Source organism: Enterobacter sp. I4 (genome assembly GCF_022669095.1).
Classification (GTDB): Bacteria; Pseudomonadota; Gammaproteobacteria; order Enterobacterales; family Enterobacteriaceae; genus Enterobacter; species Enterobacter pasteurii.
The window spans coordinates 2,118,856-2,139,932 of the sequence record NZ_JALBUO010000001.1; the positions used below are offsets into that span (position 1 = coordinate 2,118,856).

Consider the following 21,077-nt stretch of genomic DNA (forward strand, 5'->3'; position numbering starts at 1 on the left):
CTCCGGCGAAGATATAGTTATTATTTTTGTGAGGATTTGCGGCCATACACCAGCCAGGTGACGAACACGCAGACGATGTAAAACACGAGGAATACCTTCATGGCGCCCACCGGCGAGCCGGTCATCGCCAGCGACGTGCCAAAGGCTTTAGGAATAAAGAAGCCGCCGACCGCACCGATGGCAGAGATAAAGCCCAGCGCGGCGGCGGTTTCGGTCACCGCCTCATGCTGCGCCTGCTCGTCGGTGCCGCCCTGCTTTTTCACCCGGTCGATGGTGATTTGGCGGAAAATAATCGCGATCATCTGGAAGGTCGACCCGCTGCCGAGACCGGCGGTAAGGAACAGACCCATAAAGACCAGATAGAACGCGATAAAGCTGCCTGAACCCGAGCCGGGAAGCGTCAGGAAAATCAGGGCGCTAAAGACGGCCATAAAGACAAAGTTGAAAAGCGTCACCCGCACGCCGCCCAGTTTGTCCGAGATCATCCCACCCGCAGAACGCGCCAGGGCACCAATCAGCGGGCCGAAGAAGGCGAGGTGCAGGATATTTACGTCCGGGAACTGGGTCTTCGACAGCATGGCAAAGCCCGCCGAGAAACCGATGAACGAGCCGAAGGTGGCGAGATAAAGCAGGCTCAGCAGCCAGAGGTGAAAACGCTTAAGCACCGGAAGCTGGCTGGCAATAGACGCTTTCGAGCTGGCGATATCGTTCATGCCGAAGAAGGCGGCAAGCGTGGCCAGAATCAGCAGCGGCGCCCAGATCCAGGCCGCGTTAGCCAGCCACATTGTCGAGCCGTCCTCCTGTGGTACGCCGTGTACGCCGAGGAAGGTGAACATCGGCAGGAAAATCACCAGCGGCGCGACCAGCTGCATCACGCTGACGCCCAGATTGCCCAGCCCGCCGTTAATGCCCAGCGCGCTGCCCTGCCTGGCCTTCGGGAAGAAGAAGCTGATATTACCCATGCTGGAAGCGAAGTTGGCACCGGCAAAACCGCACAGCAGCGCAATGATGATAAAGACCCAGTATGGGGTAGCGGTGTTTTGAATGGCGATCCCCAGCCAGACGCAGGGCACGACGAGGATAACGGTACTTAACACGGTCCAGTACCGCCCGCCAAATATCGGCACCATAAAAGAGTAGGGGACACGCAATATTGCGCCGGAGAGAGAAGGTAGCGCCGTTAGCATAAAAAGCTGGTCGGTGCTGAAATTAAATCCTACTTTATTAAGATTTACCGCAATAGCGCTAAATAACATCCACACGCAAAACGCCAGCAACAAACAAGCCACAGAAATCCATAGATTTCTTTGAGCGATATGTTTCCCTTTATTCTCCCAAAATTGCGCGTTTTCCGGTTTCCAGTTACTCAACAAATGTTGATTACTCTTCTCACTTTGATGTGACATATCGCCCTCTTGCTTAACCAAATGGAGAGAAAAAACAAGTAAAAACAGAAGGATGCCTGTTGGCTGCTTGTGAAAATTATTGGATGTTATGGGATACATCTGAAAGGATAGATAAAAAAGCGAATCCCTGAGTTTGGAAAGGGAATCAGGGTTCGCATTATGTGTTACTAATTGTAACTTTTGGAGGGAATTAATACCCCAATGGGAGTATTAAAACAATTCGAGGGAGATCAGTTTATCCAGATGCTTATTAAATGCCGCATCGTCCATTTCGGGCATATTTAGGACGTAAATTCCGTCCAGCCCGCATACCAGGCCGATTAAACGCCATGCAATATTTTCCGGCAGGTCATTAAGGGTAAAGGCATTAGCCTGCGCGCCGTCACGAATAATCGCGACCGTCTCCTGATGCCACATTTCCATGGTCAGCACGTAAGCGCCTTTGACGTCATTATCCCGGCTGGCAAGAATTTGCGCCTCACGCCACAGGCGAATGTAGGGCTCAAAACCGCCATCATCGCTGCCGAGCATGGCATGCAGCCGCTCCCGCCAGCTGGCATTTTCACCCACCACTTCAGCATCCAGCAAATCGCGGATCAGGCGGACAAACGCCAGCGATTTTAGCTCGCCAGCCGAAGCAAAATGGTGATGAACCTGCCCGGTGGCTACGCCCGCTTCGGTGGCGATGCGGCGAACGGTCATCGCGGCCAGTCCTTCGGTCAGCGCCACGCGCATCGCGGCCTGTAAGATCTCTTCCCGACGCTCGTCCTTGCTCAGATAACGCATAATTTCTCACTCTCAATGGGAACGAAACGAGTGTAACAAAAAGCTGGACAAGTGTTCAACTTTACGTAGGATCGCAATCTGGACATGTGTCCAGTTTTTATCTGATAAGGAAATTTATGTTTCGTCAGTGGTTAGCGTTGGTGATTATCGTGCTGGTGTATATCCCGGTGGCGATTGACGCGACGGTGCTGCACGTGGCCGCACCGACATTGAGCATGACGCTGGGGGCCAGCGGCAATGAATTGCTGTGGATTATTGATATTTATTCGCTGGTCATGGCGGGAATGGTGCTGCCGATGGGCGCGCTGGGCGATCGCATAGGCTTTAAGCGCCTGCTGATGATCGGCAGCACGCTGTTTGGCCTGTCGTCTCTGGCGGCGGCCTTTGCACCGTCGGCGGGCTGGCTAATTGCTGCCCGCGCGTCGCTGGCTATTGGCGCGGCGATGATCATTCCGGCCACGCTTGCCGGGATCCGCACGCTGTTTATCGACGCGCGGCATCGTAATATCGCTCTTGGCGTCTGGGCCGCCGTCGGCTCGGGCGGGGCGGCGTTTGGCCCGCTGATTGGCGGTATGCTGCTGGAGCATTTTTACTGGGGATCGGTATTCCTGATTAACGTGCCGATCGTGCTGGTCGTGGTCTCGCTCGCTGCGCGGTTCGTGCCAGCTCAGCAGGGACGGCCTGAACAGCCGCTCAATATCAGCCACGCCATCATGCTGATTGTGGCCATTTTGCTGCTGGTGTATAGCGCCAAAACCGCGCTGAAAGGCGTGCTGTCTCCGTGGCTGGTGCTCGGTACCTTACTCACCGGGGGGGGGATGCTGTTTATCTTCGTCCGCATTCAGCTGCGGGCGCGCGTGCCGATGATCGACATGCGCCTGTTTTGCCACCGCATTATTTTAAGCGGCGTGGTGATGGCGATGACCGCCATGATCGCGCTGGTGGGCTTTGAGCTGCTGATGGCGCAGGAGCTGCAGTTCGTTCATGGCTTTACGCCGTTCGAAGCGGGGATGTTTATGCTGCCGGTGATGGTGGCGAGTGGATTTAGCGGGCCTATCGCCGGGGTGCTGGTCGGTCGCCTGGGGCTGCGCATCGTCGCGGCCGGGGGCATGGGCCTCAGCGCGGTCAGCTTTATCGGCCTGTCGATGCTCGACTTCAGCACGCAGCAGTGGCAGGCGTGGAGCCTGATGGTGCTGCTGGGCTTCAGTGCCGCCAGCGCGCTGCTGGCATCCACCTCTGCGATCATGGCCGCGGCGCCGAAAGAGAAGGCCGCTGCCGCAGGGGCGATCGAAACCATGTCCTATGAGCTGGGCGCGGGTCTGGGAATTGCCATTTTCGGACTGCTGCTGACCCGCAGCTTCTCGGCGTCGATTGCGCTGCCGCAGGGGCTGAACGCGTCGCTTGGCGAGAAAGCGTCGTCGTCGATCGGTGAAGCGATGAGCGTCGCGCAGGATCTGACGCCTGCACTGGCCGAGTCGGTGATGTCGGCGGCGAAATCCGCGTTTATCACCTCGCACAGCGTGGCGTTAGGCAGTGCGGGAGGTATGCTGCTGGTTCTGGCGGTGGGGATCTGGTTTAGCCTGGCGAAAGCGCCGCAGCAGTAATAAAAAAGGCCAGCCGCGAGGGCTGGCCTTTCTGCACTAACGTATCTTAGAACTGGTAGGTCAGACCTACAGCCACGATGTTGTCGGTTGCAATTTTTGCATCGCTGGTGAACTTGCTGTCGTCGAGCAGGTTGATTTTGTAATCAACGTAGGTAGACATGTTTTTGTTGAAGTAGTAGCTCGCGCCAACGTCAACGTATTCAACCAGGTCCTGGTCGCCGTAAGAGCCGATGTCTTTACCTTTGGATTTCAGGTAAGCGATGGACGGACGCAGGCCGAAGTCGAACTGATACTGAGCAACAACTTCGAAGTTCTGCGCTTTGTTGGCGATGTGGCCGTTACCGAACGCGGTCATGTTGCGGGTTTCAGAGTAGGTGGTTGCCAGGTAGATGTTGTTCGCATCGTACTTCAGGCCGGCAGCCCAGACTTCCGCGTTTTCACCGCCTGCGTTCAGGTCGCTTGCAGCATTAACCTGATCATTGGTACGGTCAGATTTTGCGTAAGTTGCGCCCGCCGCGAAACCGTCGAACTCATAGGTAGAGGACAGACCCCAGCCGTCACCGTTAGATTCGGTGATGTCTTTACGGTCGTTTTTACCCTGGTACTGGGCAGCAACGTTCAGGCCGTCAACCAGACCGAAGAAGTCGGTGTTACGGTAGGTGGCAACGCCGGTAGTACGGCTGGTCATGAAGCCATCGGCCTGGGTCCAGGTATCGCCACCGAATTCTGGCAGAACGTCAGTCCATGCGCCGATGTCGTAAGCAACGCCGTAGTTACGACCGTAGTCGAAAGAACCAAACTCGTTGAATTTCAGGCCAGCAAATGCCAGACGGGTTTTGTTGCCGTCGGCACCCTGATCTTCAGAGCGGTTGCCCTTGAACTCATACTCCCACTGGCCGTAACCGGTCATCTGGTCGTTAATCTGCGTTTCACCTTTGAAACCCAGACGAACGTAAGTTTTGTCGCCGTCGTTATCCGTATCATCAGAGAAATAGTGCAGACCCGTAACTTTGCCGTACAGGTCCAGTTTGTTACCGTCTTTGTTAAAAACTTCAGCTGCGTTAACAACGCTTGCTGCCAACATGGAAGTGACTGCCACTGCAACTAATTTAAGTTTCATCTTAAATAATCCTTATAATTTTATTTAGGTGTTTCCTAAGCCAACTGGACGATTTTTAAACGAGGCAGATCGTCAATGGCAGACTATTTTTGAAATTCCGTAGTCTGGTTTCAATAATAAGTTTCAAAATATTAAAGATAATTTCAATTAGTGTGATCATGATCTGAAAAATTGCCGTCGAATCGCCTGATTCGATGAATAAATATACATAAAGTGATTATTAACTAATCAGGATAATATGCGCCCAAATAGTTTTTGAGCGTTTATGTTTTTTACGTTGGCGAGTTAAACAGGCGAGCGGAAATAAATATTTCTGATGGTTTTCTATCGTAAAAACAGATGGTTATGAGGGGTTGCTTAAGTGGTTGCTTAATTTTCATAAGAAACACCCAGAAATAAACTATTGCACATTGTGCTATTTAGGGGGCAAATATTAAGTCTGCATTAATTTCGCGCGTTGTCAGTTTATGTCAATTTAGCGCCAGAATACGGTTAAGTTTTAGCACTATAAACAGAATGTCCTGCGCGCTCTAATGTTATGAATAATATTCTGATGTGTGATCACATTTTAAATTATTGTTAATTTTCTGCCGGGCAACGCGCGTACCCGGCAAAAGCGTGCAGGGTTATTTACGTGTGGCGTACCAGCACAGCAGTGAACCGGCGCAAACCAGCAGTGCGCCCTGCCAGAACGAGAATGAAAGGGGAGAGCTGAGCAAAATAGCCGCGAGCGCGGCGGAAAGTACCGGCGTAAAATAAGATACTGCCGCAAGCATCGTCACGTTCCCGTGAAGAATGCCTATATTCCAGGCCGCATAGCCGAAGCCGAGGGCAACGCCGCACATTAACAGCTTCACCACCACCGGTACGCTGAACGCCATGTCAGGCTGATCGCTTAAGGCATATTTGACCCACAGGCTTAAGGCGGTCAGCAGGACGAAAAGGGTGATGCCGTTTTGCCCCTTCGCGTACTTGCTGGTGACGGTGCAGTAGGCGGCCCAGATAAAGGCGCCTGCAAACGCCAGCCCGTAGCTTAGCGGGCTGGAGACGACGTTGCGCATAATGTCATCCAGGTGCAGGCCGCTTTCGCCGCCTAAAACCCAGCACACGCCCAACAGCGAGACGAGAAGCCCAGGCACCACCCACAGGCTGGATTTTTGCCCGTTGAACAGAATGGCGAACACGATCGTCAGGCTCGGCCAGAGGTAGTTGACCATGCCCACCTCAATGGCCTGCGAGCGCGTCGCGGCATAGCCCAGCGACAGGGCAAGGCACATCTCATAGCTGACAAACAGGACGCTGCCCGCAATGAGATAGCGCGTGGAAAAACGCCGCAGATCCGGAAAGCCCACCGTCACCAGGCACAGTAATCCGCTGACGGTGTAGATCATCGCCGCGCCGCCCACCGGGCCTAGCCCCTCACTTACGCTGCGGATAAGTCCTACCATCGTGCTCCACAGCAGTATGGCCGCCAGACCAATCAGCGTTGCTCTTTTTCTGTCCATTACCCAGCCAGTCCCATAAAAATCAAAGGGAAAACTTATAGCATCTATCCGCTTCTTCTGGCGAATTTTCTCAGACCCGGTTAACCCATAAGGGTTAAAAAAACGTACCGGCGGTGACTATTAAGGGGGCGAACTTTGACGACCTTGATTTGACGCAAAAAAAACAGGGGCTTTGCTGTTAGTTTGCGGCGCGAAGTCTTATCAGATAACGAGGACAGCAATGGACGTCAGCCGCAGACAATTCTTTAAAATCTGCGCGGGCGGTATGGCCGGAACAACAGCCGCTATGCTGGGATTCGCTCCCAAAATGGCGCTGGCTCAGGCACGCAACTATAAACTGCTGCGTGCGAAAGAGATCCGTAACACCTGCACATACTGCTCCGTGGGTTGTGGGCTATTGATGTATAGCCTGGGTGATGGCGCGAAGAACGCCAAAGAAGCGATTTATCATATTGAAGGGGATCCGGATCATCCGGTGAGCCGCGGGGCGCTTTGCCCGAAAGGGGCGGGGCTGCTGGACTACGTTCACAGTGAAAACCGCCTGCGCTATCCCGAGTACCGTGCGCCGGGTTCCGACAAGTGGCAGCGCATCTCCTGGGACGACGCATTCTCCCGTATCGCAAAACTGATGAAAGCGGACCGGGACGCCAACTTTATTGAAAAGAACGAGCAGGGCGTCACGGTTAACCGCTGGACCTCCACCGGGATGCTGTGCGCGTCTGCGGCGAGTAATGAAACCGGCATGCTGACGCAAAAATTTGTGCGCTCCCTCGGCATGCTGGCGGTTGATAACCAGGCGCGCGTCTGACACGGACCAACGGTAGCAAGTCTTGCTCCAACATTTGGTCGCGGTGCGATGACCAACCACTGGGTTGATATCAAAAACGCAAACGTCGTGGTGGTGATGGGCGGTAACGCCGCAGAAGCCCATCCGGTGGGCTTCCGCTGGGCGATGGAAGCGAAAAACAACAACGATGCGACGCTGATCGTCGTCGATCCGCGCTTTACGCGTACGGCATCGGTGGCCGATATTTATGCGCCGATCCGCTCCGGTACGGACATTACGTTCCTCTCCGGCGTGCTGTTGTACCTGATCGAAAACAACAAGATTAACGCGGAATACGTTAAGCATTACACCAACGCCGGCCTGCTGGTGCGGGAAGATTTTGCCTTTGAAGATGGCCTGTTCAGCGGCTATGACGCAGAGAAGCGTCAGTACGATAAATCTTCCTGGAACTATCAGTTCGACGAAAACGGCTACGCGAAACGGGACGATACCCTGACCGATCCGCGCTGCGTGTGGAATCTGCTGAAACAGCACGTTTCCCGCTATACGCCGGACGTGGTGGAGAATATTTGCGGTACGCCAAAAGCGGACTTCCTGAAAGTGTGTGAAGTTCTGGCCTCCACCAGTGCCGCCGACAGAACCACCACGTTCCTGTACGCGCTGGGCTGGACGCAGCACACCGTCGGCGCGCAGAACATCCGCACCATGGCAATGATCCAGCTGCTGCTCGGCAACATGGGGATGGCCGGCGGCGGCGTGAACGCGTTGCGCGGCCACTCCAACATTCAGGGCTTAACCGACCTCGGCCTGCTGTCCACCAGCCTGCCAGGCTACCTGACGCTGCCGTCCGAAAAGCAGAGCGACTGGCAAAGCTGGCTTGACGCCAACACGCCAAAAGCAACGCGACCGGACCAGGTGAACTACTGGAGTAACTATCCGAAGTTTGCCGTGAGCCTGATGAAATCTTTCTACGGCGACGCGGCGCAGAAAGAGAATGACTGGGGCTTTGAGTGGTTGCCGAAATGGGATCAGGCATACGACGTCATCAAGTATTTCAACATGATGGATAAGGGCGACGTCACCGGCTATATCTGCCAGGGCTTTAACCCGGTAGCCTCATTCCCGGATAAAAACAAAGTCGTCCGCAGCCTGAGCAAGCTGAAGTACATGGTGGTTATCGATCCGCTGGTCACCGAAACGTCTACCTTCTGGCAGAACCACGGTGAATCAAACGATGTCGATCCGGCAGCGATTCAGACCGAAGTGTTCCGCCTGCCGTCCACCTGCTTTGCGGAAGAAGATGGCTCCATCGCTAACTCTGGCCGCTGGCTTCAGTGGCACTGGAAAGGCCAGGATGCGCCGGGCGAGGCGCGTAATGACGGTGAAATTCTGGCCGGCATTTACCATCGCCTGCGCGAGCTGTACCGCACCGAAGGCGGTAAGGGCGCTGAACCGCTGCTGAAGATGAGCTGGAACTATAAGCAGCCGGATCGTCCCGAGTCCGAAGAGGTGGCCAAAGAGAATAACGGCGTGGCGCTGGCGGATCTGTACGACGCCAGCGGCAACCTGGTGGCGAAGAAAGGCCAGCTGCTGAACAGCTTTGCGCTGCTGCGCGACGATGGTACCACCGCCTCTTCCTGCTGGATCTACACCGGCAGCTGGACGGAGCAGGGTAACCAGATGGCGAACCGCGATAACGCCGATCCGTCAGGCCTGGGCAACACGCTGGGCTGGGCATGGGCGTGGCCGCTGAACCGTCGCGTGCTGTACAACCGTGCATCCGCAGACGTGAACGGCAAGCCGTGGGATCCGAAGCGCATGCTGATCGAGTGGAACGGCACGAAGTGGACGGGTAACGATATCCCGGACTTCAACACCGCCGCACCCGGCAGCAACACCGGGCCGTTTATCATGCAGCCGGAAGGGCTGGGACGCCTGTTCGCCATCGACAAGCTGGCGGAAGGGCCGTTCCCGGAACACTACGAGCCGATGGAAACGCCGCTCGGCACCAACCCGCTGCACCCGAACGTGGTGTCGAGTCCGGTGGTGCGCATCTATGAAGACGACGTGCTGCGCCTGGGCAAAAAGGACAAGTTCCCGTATGTCGGAACGACCTACCGCCTGACCGAGCATTTCCACACCTGGACCAAGCACGCGCGGCTCAACGCCATCGCGCAGCCGGAACAGTTCGTGGAGATCAGCGAAACGCTGGCGAAAGCGAAAGGGATCGCCAATGGCGATCGCGTGAAGGTGAGCAGCAAGCGCGGCTTTATTCGTGCCGTCGCGGTGGTTACCCGTCGTTTGCAGTCCCTGAACGTTCACGGTCAGCAGGTGGAAACGGTCGGTATTCCGCTGCACTGGGGCTTTGAGGGCGTGGCGCAGAAAGGCTATATCGCCAATACCCTGACGCCAAACGTCGGCGATTCCAACTCGCAAACGCCGGAGTACAAAGCGTTTCTGGTCAACATCGAGAAAGCGTAAGGAGCGATTAAATGGCGATGGAAACACAAGACATTATTAAACGCTCCGCGACCAACCCGATAACCCCCGCGCCTCGCGCGCGGGATTACAAGGCTGAAGTCGCCAAGCTTATCGATGTCTCATCCTGCGTGGGCTGTAAGGCCTGCCAGGTGGCCTGCTCGGAGTGGAACGATATTCGCGACGAGGTGGGGCACTGCGTTGGGGTTTACGATAACCCGGCGGATCTGAGCGCCAAATCCTGGACGGTGATGCGCTTTAGCGAAACCGAACAGAACGGCAAGCTGGAGTGGCTCATCCGTAAAGATGGCTGCATGCACTGTGAAGATCCGGGCTGCCTGAAGGCATGTCCGTCGGCGGGTGCAATCATTCAGTATGCCAACGGGATCGTCGACTTCCAGCAGGATAACTGCATCGGCTGCGGGTACTGCATTGCGGGCTGTCCGTTTAATATCCCGCGCCTCAATAAAGAGGATAACCGGGTATACAAATGCACGCTGTGCGTGGACCGCGTTAGCGTGGGTCAGGAGCCTGCCTGCGTCAAGACCTGCCCGACCGGCGCGATCCACTTCGGCACCAAAAAAGAGATGCTCGAGGTGGCGCAGCAGCGGGTGGACAAGCTGAAAGCGCGCGGCTACGACAAGGCGGGTATTTACAACCCGCAGGGCGTGGGCGGAACCCACGTGATGTATGTCCTGCATCACAATGACCAGCCGGAGCTGTATCACAACCTGCCGAAGGATCCGGCCATCGATACCTCCATCAACCTGTGGAAAGGGGCGCTTAAGCCGCTCTCGGCGGCGGGCTTTATCGCCACCTTTGCCGGGCTGATTTATCACTACATCGGTATTGGGCCGAATAAAGAGGTGGATGACGACGAGGAGGAGCATCATGAGTAAGTCGAAAATGATAGTGCGCACCAAATTTGTCGATCGCGCCTGTCACTGGACGGTGGTCATCTGCTTCTTCCTGGTGGCGGTCTCCGGCATCTCGTTCTTCTTCCCGACGCTGCAGTGGCTGACGGAAACCTTCGGGACACCGCAGATGGGGCGTATTCTTCACCCGTTCTTCGGCATGCTGATTTTCGTGGTGCTGATGTTTATGTTCGTGCGTTTCGTCCATCACAATATCCCGGATAAGCAGGATATTCCGTGGGTGAAAGGCATCGTTGAAGTTCTGAAAGGCAACGAGCATAAAGTAGCGAAGGTAGGCAAATATAACGCCGGGCAGAAAATGATGTTCTGGACCATCATGAGCATGATTTTTGTGCTGCTGGTAACCGGGGTCATCATCTGGCGACCGTATTTCGCCCACTACTTCCCGATTCAGGTAGTGCGCTACGCGCTGCTGATCCACGCAACGTCGGCCATTATTCTGATCCACGCCATCCTGATCCATATGTATATGGCATTCTGGGTGAAAGGGTCGATTAAGGGCATGATTGAAGGGAAGGTGAGCCGCCGCTGGGCGCAGAAACACCATCCTCGATGGTATCGGGACGTTGAGCGTGTTGAAGCGCAAAAAGAGAGTTCGGAAGGGTTGAAGTAAGCCTTGCGCCGTCGGCTTTGTCCGGCGGCGCTGCGCTTGCGCGGGCCTGAATTATGTATTTGTAATTAACGCATCGATTCCCGCAATAACTCCGCTTCTTGCGCTACGAAGATTACATACATAATTTTTATTATTTAGTTTCTTTGTCTCCACGTGAGTTATGTTTGTTGTGTTCAGAAAAAAAGTCTGAAAATCAATATTCACCAGAGGAGTAGCGGCATGAAAATACCCTTTTAAATGATTATGATAACTTAACGGCACCACAAGCCTTGTCGATAAGTCCTCATAATAATCGTGCTGAATTATCATAAAATAGGGCTGATACTCACGCGTTCTGTCTGATGGGTTACGATAAACGTCAAACTGAAAACACATCAAAGCCCTCCGAAATAAGGGTCATCGGACAGTAATCCGCCTTTAGCCGTTAATTCATTCATGGCTTTAATAAACTCCTTATCCTGTTGTCGTTGCCTCACGCGCTCCGCTGTCGTTAAGGGCGTGCGAGTCCTTGTTCCAGTGAAAGGCTCTCTTTTAGAAATGTTTTTGGATGGGTTCGATTTCATTTAATTTCCCCTTGGTTGGTGCGGCCATTATCGGCCGAAGGCAATAAAAAACAATACCGTTTCCCCTGGTAATATAAATTATGCGAGCCGCCTTCCAGTATAATTAACCTCGATCTGCAAGATGCCTGAAGGAAGATTTTCGATTTATTTTGTCAGCTCTGCGTTTCGATAATTCAACCTTATCTGCATGCCGTCCTTTATATGTACTCTGTGAAATCGTTCGAGAAAGCGGCGCTACCCTCTGCGGAACGGCCCGTATCCGGTCGCGGAATCGAGGCCGTGGCCTGGGTGTAATCGACCTGAATAAATGGATTAATGTGTCAGAAAGCTGGTTTGAGCTGGCTCACCATACAAGTTTAATCAATAATGCACCCTGCATATTTTTCAAACGTGGCTGTAGTATGAAAAAGACAATTTTTTCGTTGGCGCTTGGCACCTTTGGCCTGGGGATGGCTGAATTTGGCATCATGGGCGTGCTGACAGAGCTTGCGCATGACACGGGAATTTCTATTCCCTCCGCCGGGAATATGATTTCGTTTTACGCCTTTGGCGTAGTCATCGGCGCGCCGATTGTGGCGCTGTTCTCCGGCAAATTCTCCCTTAAAACAACGCTGCTGTTTCTGATGGCGATGTGCGTCATCGGTAATGCTCTGTTTACTTTCTCAACGTCCTATGTCGGGCTGGCGGCGGGGCGGTTAATCTCTGGCTTCCCTCATGGCGCGATTTTCGGCGTGGGGGCGATCGTCCTGTCGAAGATCGCACCGCCGGGAAAGGTGACGGTTGCCGTCGCCGGGATGATTGCCGGGATGACCGTAGCCAATCTGCTGGGCGTACCGCTGGGTACCTGGCTTGGGCACGAGTTTAGCTGGCGTTACACCTTCTTTTTAATTGCGGTGTTTGACGCGCTGGTGATCCTGTCGGTCCTGCTGTGGGTGCCGGATATACGCGACACGACAGCCACCCGGCTGACGGAACAATTTCGCTTCCTGAAGAAACCGGAGCCGTGGCTCATTTTTGCCGCCACGATGTTCGGCAACGCCGGCGTGTTTGCCTGGTTTAGCTTCGTGAAGCCGTTTATGGTCAACGTGTCAGGCTTCTCAGAGGGGGTAATGACCGCGATCATGATGCTGATGGGGCTGGGCATGGTGCTGGGTAATATGCTCAGCGGAAAATTATCCGCGCGCTTTAGCCCCTTGCGCATTGCGGCCACCACCGACCTGGTGATTGTGGCCTCGCTGCTGGCGTTGTTTGCTTTTGGCGAACTGAAAACCGCTTCGCTGGTGATGGGATTTATCTGCTGTGCCGGGCTGTTCGCGCTCTCTGCGCCGCTGCAAATTCTGCTGCTGCAAAATGCGAAAGGGGGCGAGATGCTGGGGGCGGCAGGCGGGCAGATGGCGTTCAATCTCGGCAGTGCAATTGGCGCGTATTTTGGCGGAATGACGATCGTTCTCGGCTTCAGCTGGAGCTACGTCACGCTTCCGGCCGCGATCTTGTCCTTCTCGGCAATGACCTCGCTGCTGTTGTATGGACATTTATGTGCCAAAAAGCGCCAGGCCAACGCCCGGGCGCTGGCCTGATTTTAAGGGAAACGCCCGGAGTCGACGTCATGCCGCTGGCTCCGGGTGACTGGCTTAGACTGAAGCTAGACAAACTTCGCCAGCGGATCGGCGGCGGCAAATGCAATGGCTTTATCCGCTGCCGGCGGATAAATTAACTCATTAGTGATGGCAATTTTGATCTTCTTGGCTTCTTCTCGTACCGATTTTACTGCCTGTTCCCAGCCCTCGGTATAAACCGCTCCCCAGCCGCCCAAATCCAGACAGGTCACGTAGTTCACCTGACGGTAAGGATAGGGCTCCAGGTTCAACAGGCTGGCCGCCGCGTTATGTCCGGCGAATTTGCCTAACTGGATCGCGTGCTGGCAGGTCATCAGCGCCGTATTGCCTGCGTCATCCGTTTTGGCATGTGCCATATCGCCCGTCGCGTAGACGTCCGGATGCGCAGGCACCTGCAGCGTCCCGGTGACTTTTAAACGCCCCATATCATCGCGTTCGCCATCGATTTGCCTGCTGAGAGGATTTGCCTCTACACCCGCGGTCCAGATGACGGTAGCGGCGGGGAGGCGATCTCCGTTTTTGAGCGTCACGCCGTTGGCATCAATCGCCTCAATTTCACTGCTCAAACGCCATTCAACGCCCAGCTCGTTGCTCGCTGCTTCAATCGTGCTGCGGAGCGCCTCGCTGTATCGTCCGCCAATCACCTTACCTCTCTCAACTACGATAACTTTAGTCTTTGTTTCGGTGCCGAAGCGGGCACGCAGACGGGCAGGGAGTTCGGTTGCCAGCTCAATACCGGTAAAACCGCCGCCGCACACTACCACGGTATTGCGCTCTGGCGTTGAAGGCCGCGTGACCAGCGAATCAAGGTGCTGTTCGAACGCCCGGGCGGACTCAAGCTGGTCGATATCAAAGGCGTACTGTGCCAGACCGGGGATCGGCGGTCGTTTGGCCCGGCTGCCGGTTGCCAGGATGAGACGTTCATAACTTACTTCAGAATCGCAGCCCGTGGCGTCGCGGTATGTGATGGTTTTTGATTTTGTATCAATGCCTTGTGCTGTTCCAGCAATAAACTCAATCCCCAACTCTGCAAACAGGTCACTCAGCGGGGCGACCAGCGTTGAAACCTTTTCTTCATAGAAACGGGGGCGTACGCGAAGTTCCGGAACAGGTGCCAGCACCGCGATGCTAAGGCTGTTGTTACCTTCCAGTGCAGAAAGCCGCGCTGCGCTGACCGCGGCCCACATGCCGGAAAAACCGCTGCCCACAATTAAAATCTGCTTTTTCATACTCGATCCTTTCGATCGTCAGGCTGCATGCCTGACGTAACTGCTACTATAATGGTCGTAGTTAACTGCGACAAGTTCTTTCTGAGTTAAAATTCGTTATAATGCAGCGAACAATGACCCGGAGTTATCGATGGCGTTTTTCAGTTCTGGTGTGGAATATGGCATTCACAGCCTGATGTGCATGGTGGATGCAAAAGGCAATGAGCGCGAAATGAGCGTCCGGGAAATGGCGGCCCTACAGGGCGTACCCTACGACTATCTCGGGAAAATTTTTACCCGCTTGTCACGCGCCGGGCTGGTTATCAGTACGGAAGGCAAGGGCGGGGGCTTTAAGCTGGCTCGCCCGGCTGAGCTTATCTCCGTGCTGGATGTGGCGCATGCTATCGACGGCGAGAAGAGCATGTTTGAGTGTCGGGAAGTGCGTCAACGCCTTGCGGTGTTTGATGAAACGCCACCGGCCTGGGTTTGTGACGGCCCGTGCGGTGTGCGGTCAGTGATGGACAGCGCGCAGCAGCGGATGGAAGAGGAGTTAGGGCGCCATACCATCCTGGACCTGGCGCGTAAGATGTATCGAAAAGCTCCTGACACCTTTCAGATTGAGGTTCAGGAGTGGATTTCCGACCGGCGTTCATCGTCCTGAAGGCCGGGCAGGGCAAAGCCGCCGCCCGGCAACCCTGATTTACGAGCGTAAATCAATTACCATGCGGCCACGGATCTGGCCCTGTTCCATCTCTTTGAAGATGGCGTTGATATCTTCAAGCGGACGCATCGTGACCTTCGGCACGACCTTGCCTTCTGCCGCAAACTGGAAGGCTTCGAGCAGATCCTGACGGGTACCCACCAGTGAGCCCACCACCTGAATGCCGTCCAGTACCAGACGGGGAATATCCAGGCTCATCGCTTCCGGCGGCAGGCCAACGGCCACCACGCGGCCCCCGGCACGCACCGCATCAACGGCGGAGTTGAAGGCCGCTTTCGCCACTGCCGTCACCACGGCTGCGTGTGCGCCGCCCGTTTTTTCCTGAATCACTTTTGCCGCATCTTCGCTGCGGGAGTTCACGGTTAAATCCGCGCCCATGCTGGCGGCGAGCTTCAGCTGTTCGTCGTTCACATCGATTGCGATGACTTTTGCATTAAAGACGTTTTTAGCGTACTGCAGCGCGAGGTTGCCCAGGCCACCCAGTCCGTAAATCGCAATCCACTGTCCGGGTTTGATCTCAGAGACCTTCACGGCCTTGTAGGTGGTTACGCCGGCGCAGGTAATGCTGCTCGCCGCCGCGGAGTCCAGCCCGTCCGGGACTTTTACGGCGTAATCAGCGGTAACGATACATTCTTCAGCCATGCCGCCGTCAACGGAATAACCCGCGTTTTTCACGGCGCGGCACAGGGTCTCGTTGCCGGTATTACAATATTCACAGTGACCACAGCCTTCAAAGAACCACGCCACGCTCGCACGGTCGCCCACTTTTAACGACGTTACGCCCGGGCCGATCTCTTTGACGATACCAATCCCTTCGTGGCCGAGGATCACCCCGGTTTTGTCGCCAAAATCGCCGTTCTTAACATGAAGATCGGTGTGACAAACCCCGCAGCACTCCATTTTCAGCAGCGCTTCACCGTGCCTGAGCGAGCGTAAGGTTTTATCCGTGACGTTAACCTGATGATCCTGAGTGACAACAGCAGCCTTCATGTGTTTCTCCTTTTCATGATGAGTATCTGCATAGCAGGTGTAATACCTCCTAAGGATTAATACGTTGGCGCTGTAATGCAAGGCATCCGCAACATAATGTCATTATTTAGTGCAATTTCAGATTAAGAATACGGCGATCCTCTAATAATCGGTAGGGGAAAACGCCGTCTGGAAAAGGGTAAAAATGACCCGGCGTAACGACCGCCGGGTACTGAGTTACAGCCGGGCTTCTATCTCCTCAATCTCTTTTCGCCACTGCGCCTGCAGCTGCGGCTTCTGATGTTTTGGCTTTCGCGCCAGGTCCTCTTCCAGCAGCGCTTCAAGCGCGACCAGGCGTTCGAGCAGATCGTCAGGTTGAGAAGGTCGCGCCCTGGACGCGGCCGTCGACGCCGCTTGTGCAGCCGGCTCAGTGCCTTCACGCAGCAGGTCGAACACCGCCTCCGCGTCGTGCCATTCGCTCAGCCTGCCGTCCTCAATCAGCCAGAAACGGTTACAGCTTCGGCTAATCAGATGACGGTCGTGGCTTACCAGCAGAACGCCGCCTTCAAACCGTTGCAGGGTTTCGGCCAGAGCGTCTTTGCCTTCCATATCCAGATGGTTTGTTGGCTCATCCAGCATCAGCAGGCTATAGCGGGCAAGCGTCAGGCCGACAAACAGCAGGCGTGAACGCTCGCCACCGCTCAGCGTACTGACTTTCTGCCCGTGACGCGCCCATGGGAAACCGGCGCTGATAAGCGCCAATTTGCGGGTGTGCGGATCGGGCGAGAAAGGCTCCAGCGCATCAAGCAGCGCCGCATCGTCCGGCAGCTGGCGCAGCGTCTGGTCGTAGTAGCCGGGCGAGACGCGCGGATGACGCTTAAGCCCGTCATCTGAGACGTCGTCACGAAAATGTCGCCAGATAAGCTTCATCAGCGACGATTTACCGCAGCCGTTACGACCCACAACTGCAACGCGGTAGCCGCTTTTCAGCCGCGCGCTGTCAATCGTAAACAGATCCGGCAGGCCCGGCGCAGGGGGCACGCCGAGGTTGGTGATTTCAAGCAGGCGGTCGGCCCGCAGCGCGTCCCCGCGCAGGGTTAAGGTCCACTGGCTGCCCTCCGTCAGTTCCGTCTGATTATCCTTCAGCCGTTCGACCTGTTTTTCCATCTGCTTCGCCTTACGGGCGAGATCTTCGTTGTCGTAGACCTTGCCCCAGGTCGCCAGCCGCTTCGCGCTGGCCGTTACGCGGTCGATTTCCTTTTGCTCCGCCTTATGGCGCTGCGCGTCGCTTTCATCTTTTGCTTCAAGCGCCTTGCGTGCCGCCGTGCAGGGAAGGGCAAAGTAGTGCAGCGTCTTATCGCGCAGGATCCAGCTGCCGTTGGTCACCGCGTCCAGCAGCTGCCGGTCGTGTGAGACAAGAACAAAGCTGCCGGACCAGTTCTGTAAAAACTGCTCCAGCCAGAGCAGGGTTGGCAGGTCAAGGTGGTTGCTCGGTTCGTCCAGCAACAGCAGATCCGGATCGCCAATCAGCGCTCGCGCCAGCAGTAAACGCGTGTGCTGGCCGCCGCTCAGCGTAGCGGATTGCAGCGCCGTTTCCTGCGGCGTGAAGCCCATGCCTGCAAGCAGCGTTTCCGCTTTCCAGCGCAGGCTGTCGCGCTCGCCGGTCGGCAGCTGAGCCAGCACAGCATCCAGCATGGTCAGGGGATAAACAGCCTCCGGCAGGTGCTGTTCCACGCGCGCCATCAGACAATGACCCGCAAGAGAAACCGTTCCGGCCGCAGGAAGTTGCGTTCCGTCGAGAACTTTGAGCAGCGTGCTTTTGCCGCAGCCGTTATCGCCCAGCAGACCAAGGCGGTCGCCTTTTTTCAGCGTAAAGGAGAGAGAGTCGAAGAGCGTGCCAAACGCTGTATCAACGCGTAGTGAATGTGCAGTGAGTAAAGTGCTCATTGTTGCTTACCCAAGAGTTACAGGCATGGCTATGCCTCGTCAAACATCGCTGACGATAACTCAGTAAGCCCGAGAGAAGGGATTTCAGGGGTTGGTGGCTTCGCTCAAGCAGAAGTTATCGCAGCACGATACCGATAACGCTTGAGCTGGTGCGATCGCCAAGAGTATGTGAAAAATTAAAAATTTCACAATACAGCATAATAGGCCTCCTTATATATTCAGTGGGTTGATGGATGAAGGGAGTGTAGCGGGGGAATGTGGGTTTGGCTAGCGGGGAGTGCCGTATATTCCCCTCACCCTAACCCTCTCCCCGAAGGGGCGAGGGGACTGTCCGGTGCGGTTTTCACCCTCTCCCCTTTGGGGAGAGGGCTGGGGTGAGGGACAATAGTTAAATCGAAGTACGACGATAGCTGCGGTATTCCGGCATCCAGAAGTTATCGTCGATGGCCTGCTGCAGCGCGTCGGCCGAGGTTTTCACCGCAACTCCCTGCTGCTGCGCCATTTTGCCCACCGCGAACGCGATGGCGCGGGACACCTTATGAATGTCCTTAAGCTCAGGCAGCACCAGTCCTTCACCGTTGTTCACCAGCGGAGAGTGGCCAGCCAGCGTTTCGCTTGCCGACATCAGCATTTCGTCGGTGATGCGGGACGCGCCGGAAGCGATAACCCCCAGACCAATTCCCGGGAAGATGTAGGAGTTGTTGCACTGGGCGATAGGGTACAGCTTGTCCTTCCACACTACCGGATCAAACGGACTGCCGGTGGCGACCAGCGCGTTGCCTTCGGTCCAGGCGATGATGTCCTGCGGCGTGGCTTCCACGCGTGACGTCGGGTTCGACAGCGGCATCACGATTGGTCGCTCGCAGTGCTTGTGCATCTCGCGAATGATCTCTTCCGTGAAGAGGCCGGTCTGCCCGGACACGCCGATCAGAATATCCGGCTTCACGTTGCGCACCACGTCCAGCAGAGAGAGCACTTCGTTATCGGTATCCCAGTTCTTCAGGTTCTCGCGCTTCTGCACCAGCTTGGTCTGGAACGGCAGCAGGTTCGGCATACCGTCGGTCAGCAGGCCAAAACGGTCAACCATAAAGACGCGGGAGCGGGCCAGCTCTTCACTCAGCCCTTCGCGCTGGGTCTGGGCAATAATTTGTTCGGCGATGCCGCACCCGGCGGAGCCTGCGCCAAGGAAGACAATTTTCTGATAGCTGAGCTGGCTGCCCGCCGCGCGGCTCGCGGCAATTAGCGTACCGACGGTTACCGCCGCGGTGCCCTGAATATCGTCGTTGAACGAGCAAATCTCATCGCGGTAGCGGTTCAACAACGGCATGGCGTTTTTCTGCGCGAAGTCTTCAAACTGGAGCAGCACGTCCGGCCAGCGGTGCTTCACGGCCTGAATGAAATCATCAACAAACTGATAGTACTCATCGTCGGTAACGCGCGGATGGCGCCAGCCCATGTACAGCGGATCGTTCAGCAGCTGCTGGTTATTGGTCCCCACGTCCAGCACCACCGGCAGGGTGTAGGCCGGGCTGATGCCGCCGCAGGCGGTGTACAGGGAGAGCTTACCGATAGGAATACCCATCCCGCCAATGCCCTGGTCGCCGAGGCCCAGAATACGTTCGCCGTCGGTCACCACAATCACCTTGATGTTGTGGTTAGGCACGTTTTGCAGGATGTCGTCCATGTTGTGACGGTTCTGGTAAGAGATGAACACGCCGCGGGAGCGGCGGTAGATTTCAGAGAAACGTTCACACGCCGCGCCGACCGTTGGGGTGTAAATGACGGGCATCATCTCTTCGAGATGGTTCTGCACCAGGCGGTAGAAGAGGGTTTCGTTAGTGTCCTGGATATTTCGCAGGTAGATGTGCTTATCAATTTCGGTTTTGAAGCCCTGATACTGGATCCAGGCACGTTCTGCCTGTTCTTCAATGGTTTCAACCACTTCTGGCAGCAGGCCCAGCAGGTTAAAGCTGCTGCGCTCTTCCATGCTGAAGGCGCTGCCTTTGTTCAGAAGCGGAAACTCCAGTAAAACCGGACCGGCGTAAGGAATATAAAGGGAACGATGTTTTTTCAGTTTGTTGTCCATGTCACTCACTCTTTTTAAGAAGAACCGTCCCTGACACTGCTGTTTGTCATCTTTCTGGCGTGCGCTGCGGGCTGCGGTCGGGGGGTATTATAAAGGAGCTAAATGTTAATTACCGCAACACATAAACAAAAACACCACCGGGATTACCGATGGTGTCGTGAATGTCGTGCCGGAACTTACTTGCCGGTCTGGCGTTTCCTGCCGGTGGCGTGGGTCACCTGCGTTTCGCTACCCCCTTCAATAACCACCTTACGCTGGTTAGAGAGTTTGTAGTTCAGTCCCAGAAGATGGCGTGCCTGACGGTTCGATTTCATGTTAACTCCTCAATCCTGTTGATAGTTTTAAGGACAAGTTTGCTTCCGCAAACGAAATGTAACCCCTTAGGTTGCAGATCCAGCTTAGCAGGTTTTTACAAAGGTGCCCTTTGCCCGCTGACGACGTAGTTAATGGTTTGCTGGTAGATGTCACTGAGGATGTCATTGTCCGTGGCTTCCACCCACCTGGTCAGTTCCATCAAAATGTCATCTTCAGTTACAACACCGTGCTCGGCGTGAAGACCCTGTGCAATCGCGTTAACGAGTTCAGGTTGTGCTGCTGTGGTATGTGCCGGGTAATAAGTAAACATGCTGCCTCCGTGTCGTTCTCTGTTTAATGTTACGGCGTGCAAAATCTTAATTCACATTCAGAGTGACAAATATTTTTGCCGTTGTGGCTCAGATTCGTCCTGGAAATA

17 protein-coding genes are annotated in these 21,077 nt (G+C 55.3%); 6 read left to right on the top strand and 11 right to left on the bottom strand.

From position 1 onward, the window contains the following. Positions 1–20 precede the first annotated feature (20 nt). Both MOQ06_RS10115 and MOQ06_RS10120 read right to left on the bottom strand, forming a co-directional pair. Positions 21–1,406, bottom strand: coding sequence for a NarK family nitrate/nitrite MFS transporter (locus tag MOQ06_RS10115; RefSeq protein WP_242172681.1), 1,386 nt, complete (start codon positions 1,404–1,406; stop codon positions 21–23). Positions 1,407–1,616: 210 nt separating this feature from the next. Beyond that, positions 1,617–2,192: a TetR family transcriptional regulator gene (locus MOQ06_RS10120; RefSeq protein ID WP_242172683.1), complete on the bottom strand. Its 576-nt coding sequence runs from the start codon at positions 2,190–2,192 to the stop codon at positions 1,617–1,619. A 116-nt stretch (positions 2,193–2,308) separates the two neighbouring features. Between MOQ06_RS10120 and MOQ06_RS10125 the strand changes: the two genes are divergently transcribed. Beyond that, entirely contained in the window at positions 2,309–3,796 is a 1,488-nt protein-coding gene (locus MOQ06_RS10125) for an MFS transporter (RefSeq protein ID WP_242172685.1), read from the top strand. A 46-nt stretch (positions 3,797–3,842) separates the two neighbouring features. Here MOQ06_RS10125 and ompC read toward each other — a convergent pair whose 3' ends face one another. Both ompC and yddG read right to left on the bottom strand, forming a co-directional pair. Next, complete coding sequence (ompC, locus tag MOQ06_RS10130) at positions 3,843–4,916, bottom strand: porin OmpC (protein ID WP_242172687.1); 1,074 nt, start codon at positions 4,914–4,916, stop codon at positions 3,843–3,845. Between the two features lie 626 nt (positions 4,917–5,542). Continuing rightward, positions 5,543–6,421: an aromatic amino acid DMT transporter YddG gene (yddG, locus tag MOQ06_RS10135; protein WP_242172691.1), complete on the bottom strand. Its 879-nt coding sequence runs from the start codon at positions 6,419–6,421 to the stop codon at positions 5,543–5,545. Between the two features lie 220 nt (positions 6,422–6,641). On the opposite strand from yddG, the gene fdnG reads away from it, so the two are divergent. Genes fdnG through fdnI form a run of 3 tightly spaced genes read left to right on the top strand, consistent with a single transcriptional unit; the run spans position 6,642 to position 11,234 of the window. Beyond that, entirely contained in the window at positions 6,642–9,689 is a 3,048-nt protein-coding gene (fdnG, locus tag MOQ06_RS10140) for a formate dehydrogenase-N subunit alpha (RefSeq protein ID WP_193355170.1), read from the top strand. Positions 9,690–9,700: 11 nt separating this feature from the next. Continuing rightward, entirely contained in the window at positions 9,701–10,585 is an 885-nt protein-coding gene (fdxH, locus tag MOQ06_RS10145; RefSeq protein ID WP_148419801.1) for a formate dehydrogenase subunit beta, read from the top strand. Continuing rightward, on the top strand, positions 10,578–11,234 hold the full coding sequence (gene fdnI / locus MOQ06_RS10150) for a formate dehydrogenase-N subunit gamma (protein ID WP_242172692.1): 657 nt from the start codon (positions 10,578–10,580) through the stop codon (positions 11,232–11,234). The genes fdxH and fdnI overlap by 8 nt, the downstream gene beginning before the upstream one ends. 51 nt (positions 11,235–11,285) lie before the next feature. On the opposite strand, the gene MOQ06_RS10155 is transcribed toward fdnI, so the two are convergent. Beyond that, entirely contained in the window at positions 11,286–11,609 is a 324-nt protein-coding gene (locus tag MOQ06_RS10155; RefSeq protein ID WP_277932187.1) for a CcdB family protein, read from the bottom strand. 589 nt (positions 11,610–12,198) lie between these two features. Here MOQ06_RS10155 and araJ point away from each other — a divergent pair. Continuing rightward, on the top strand, positions 12,199–13,374 hold the full coding sequence (gene araJ, locus MOQ06_RS10160) for an MFS transporter AraJ (protein ID WP_242172694.1): 1,176 nt from the start codon (positions 12,199–12,201) through the stop codon (positions 13,372–13,374). Positions 13,375–13,439: 65 nt separating this feature from the next. Here the strand turns inward: araJ and MOQ06_RS10165 are convergent, their stop codons facing one another. Next, positions 13,440–14,642, bottom strand: a complete 1,203-nt coding sequence (locus tag MOQ06_RS10165; RefSeq protein ID WP_242172696.1) for an NAD(P)/FAD-dependent oxidoreductase — start codon at positions 14,640–14,642, stop codon at positions 13,440–13,442. Positions 14,643–14,772: 130 nt separating this feature from the next. Between MOQ06_RS10165 and MOQ06_RS10170 the strand changes: the two genes are divergently transcribed. Further along, on the top strand, positions 14,773–15,282 hold the full coding sequence (locus MOQ06_RS10170) for an Rrf2 family transcriptional regulator (RefSeq protein WP_242172698.1): 510 nt from the start codon (positions 14,773–14,775) through the stop codon (positions 15,280–15,282). Positions 15,283–15,321: 39 nt separating this feature from the next. Here the strand turns inward: MOQ06_RS10170 and adhP are convergent, their stop codons facing one another. From adhP to bdm, 5 genes are all read right to left on the bottom strand, one after another. Next, positions 15,322–16,332, bottom strand: a complete 1,011-nt coding sequence (gene adhP, locus MOQ06_RS10175) for an alcohol dehydrogenase AdhP (protein ID WP_242172700.1) — start codon at positions 16,330–16,332, stop codon at positions 15,322–15,324. 216 nt (positions 16,333–16,548) lie between these two features. Continuing rightward, on the bottom strand, positions 16,549–18,258 hold the full coding sequence (locus MOQ06_RS10180; protein ID WP_242172703.1) for an ABC-F family ATP-binding cassette domain-containing protein: 1,710 nt from the start codon (positions 18,256–18,258) through the stop codon (positions 16,549–16,551). A 388-nt stretch (positions 18,259–18,646) separates the two neighbouring features. Next, positions 18,647–20,344: an NAD-dependent malic enzyme gene (locus MOQ06_RS10185; RefSeq protein WP_148419806.1), complete on the bottom strand. Its 1,698-nt coding sequence runs from the start codon at positions 20,342–20,344 to the stop codon at positions 18,647–18,649. Between the two features lie 176 nt (positions 20,345–20,520). After that, entirely contained in the window at positions 20,521–20,658 is a 138-nt protein-coding gene (gene sra / locus MOQ06_RS10190; protein ID WP_148419807.1) for a stationary-phase-induced ribosome-associated protein, read from the bottom strand. A 95-nt stretch (positions 20,659–20,753) separates the two neighbouring features. Then, positions 20,754–20,969, bottom strand: a complete 216-nt coding sequence (gene bdm / locus MOQ06_RS10195) for a biofilm-dependent modulation protein (protein WP_148419808.1) — start codon at positions 20,967–20,969, stop codon at positions 20,754–20,756. Between the last annotated feature and the right edge of the window lie 108 nt (positions 20,970–21,077).

Bases quoted from the DNA above. Each gene is read 5' to 3' on its own strand.
- MOQ06_RS10115 (WP_242172681.1), bottom strand. From the start codon at position 1,406: ATGTCACATCAAAGTGAGAAGAGTAATCAACATTTGTTGAGTAACTGG.
- MOQ06_RS10185 (WP_148419806.1), bottom strand. From the start codon at position 20,344: ATGGACAACAAACTGAAAAAACATCGTTCCCTTTATATTCCTTACGCC.
- fdnI (WP_242172692.1), top strand. From the start codon at position 10,578: ATGAGTAAGTCGAAAATGATAGTGCGCACCAAATTTGTCGATCGCGCC.
- bdm (WP_148419808.1), bottom strand. From the start codon at position 20,969: ATGTTTACTTATTACCCGGCACATACCACAGCAGCACAACCTGAACTC.
- MOQ06_RS10155 (WP_277932187.1), bottom strand. From the start codon at position 11,609: ATGTGTTTTCAGTTTGACGTTTATCGTAACCCATCAGACAGAACGCGT.
- MOQ06_RS10180 (WP_242172703.1), bottom strand. From the start codon at position 18,258: ATGAGCACTTTACTCACTGCACATTCACTACGCGTTGATACAGCGTTT.
- sra (WP_148419807.1), bottom strand. From the start codon at position 20,658: ATGAAATCGAACCGTCAGGCACGCCATCTTCTGGGACTGAACTACAAA.
- MOQ06_RS10120 (WP_242172683.1), bottom strand. From the start codon at position 2,192: ATGCGTTATCTGAGCAAGGACGAGCGTCGGGAAGAGATCTTACAGGCC.
- ompC (WP_242172687.1), bottom strand. From the start codon at position 4,916: ATGAAACTTAAATTAGTTGCAGTGGCAGTCACTTCCATGTTGGCAGCA.
- fdxH (WP_148419801.1), top strand. From the start codon at position 9,701: ATGGCGATGGAAACACAAGACATTATTAAACGCTCCGCGACCAACCCG.
- MOQ06_RS10125 (WP_242172685.1), top strand. From the start codon at position 2,309: ATGTTTCGTCAGTGGTTAGCGTTGGTGATTATCGTGCTGGTGTATATC.
- MOQ06_RS10170 (WP_242172698.1), top strand. From the start codon at position 14,773: ATGGCGTTTTTCAGTTCTGGTGTGGAATATGGCATTCACAGCCTGATG.
- yddG (WP_242172691.1), bottom strand. From the start codon at position 6,421: ATGGACAGAAAAAGAGCAACGCTGATTGGTCTGGCGGCCATACTGCTG.
- araJ (WP_242172694.1), top strand. From the start codon at position 12,199: ATGAAAAAGACAATTTTTTCGTTGGCGCTTGGCACCTTTGGCCTGGGG.
- adhP (WP_242172700.1), bottom strand. From the start codon at position 16,332: ATGAAGGCTGCTGTTGTCACTCAGGATCATCAGGTTAACGTCACGGAT.
- MOQ06_RS10165 (WP_242172696.1), bottom strand. From the start codon at position 14,642: ATGAAAAAGCAGATTTTAATTGTGGGCAGCGGTTTTTCCGGCATGTGG.